Below are 1,110 nucleotides of genomic sequence, written 5' to 3'. Positions count from 1 at the left end.
CGCGACGGGACGCGGCTGGCCGCGACGGTCACCGCGGGCGGGCGGACCATGCTGTGGGTGGCCGGCGTCCTGCGCGACGCCGACGGGCTGCCGATCGCACTCGGCACGCCGTGGCAGCTCGCGATCGTCGGGGCCCCTGCCAGCGCGGTCACCTGGATCGACGACACCACGGTCGGCGTGCTCGCCGGCGACGAGACCGGATCGACCGTGCTCGAGCAGACCGTCGGCGGACCGATGGGGTCCACGACCGCTCCCGCCGACACGTCGTCGATCGCCGGAGGCAACGGCCTGTCGAGCCTGCGCCTGCGGTCGGCCGACGGCACGCTGTATGTCAAGCGCGGCGTCACGTGGCAGCCGACGGCGACCGGCGTGCTCGTCCTCGCCACCCAGCAGGGGGCCCCGCAGTAGGTTCTTTCGCCGAACAGGGGGTCGAGGTTCCTCCCCAGTGGCCGGGTGCGGCGCGTTGTCCACCGACTCGCCCGGCGCCGTGGGGTCGCCTCGCGGCGCGCGACAGAGTGGATCCGTGTCACGATCCTTGTTCATCGCTGCGCGTGCGGCGTGTGCCGAGGCGCTCGCACTGCTCCTGCCCGTCACGTGCGCCGGGTGCGACGAGCCCGACACCGCCCTGTGCGAGGCGTGCATCGTGGCTCTCACGCCGACGCCCCTGTGCCGCACGCTCGACGTGCCCGGTGGCTCGTCCGTCGCGCTGTGGAGCGCGCTGCCGTTCGAGGGGGTCGCGGCACGGGTCGTGCGCGCGATCAAGGAGGACGGCCGCACGGGTCTCGTGGCGGCGCTCGCTCCGGCCCTCGAGGTCGCGCTCGCGAGCACGGAAGCCGCCGGCGCGCTCCTCGTGCCCCTGCCCACCTCGCGCGCCTCCTACCGTCGCCGCGGGTTCCGCGTTCCCGATCTGCTGATCCGCCGCACGGGCTTTCGCTCGTCCCGCCTCCTGGCGTACACGCGGCGCACGGACGACCAGCGGGGGCTGGATCGCGAAGACCGGCGCCGCAACGTCGCGGGCAGCCTGCGGGGATGCCCCGATGCCGCGGGCCGGCGCGTCGTCGTGGTCGACGACGTCGTCACGACCGGGGCCACGCTCGCCGAAGCCGTGCG

General features: G+C 75.0%; 2 protein-coding genes. Both read left to right on the top strand.

Annotated features, from left to right (window positions below; translation table 11 throughout):
- Positions 1-408: LpqB family beta-propeller domain-containing protein (locus EIO58_RS18390; RefSeq protein WP_240659018.1), on the top strand; the 408-nt coding region annotated here is incomplete at its 5' end.
- Positions 409-523: 115 nt separating this feature from the next.
- Positions 524-1,110, top strand: a 587-nt coding sequence (locus EIO58_RS18385; protein ID WP_127820602.1) for a ComF family protein, incomplete at its 3' end; no start/stop codon positions are given.

The sequence above is a fragment of the Microbacterium sp. CPCC 204701 genome, assembly GCF_004010105.1.
In the GTDB taxonomy this organism is placed as follows: domain Bacteria; phylum Actinomycetota; class Actinomycetes; order Actinomycetales; family Microbacteriaceae; genus Microbacterium.
Note: the sequence above shows the minus strand (reverse complement) of the source record. Positions and strands in the feature narration are given on the sequence as shown.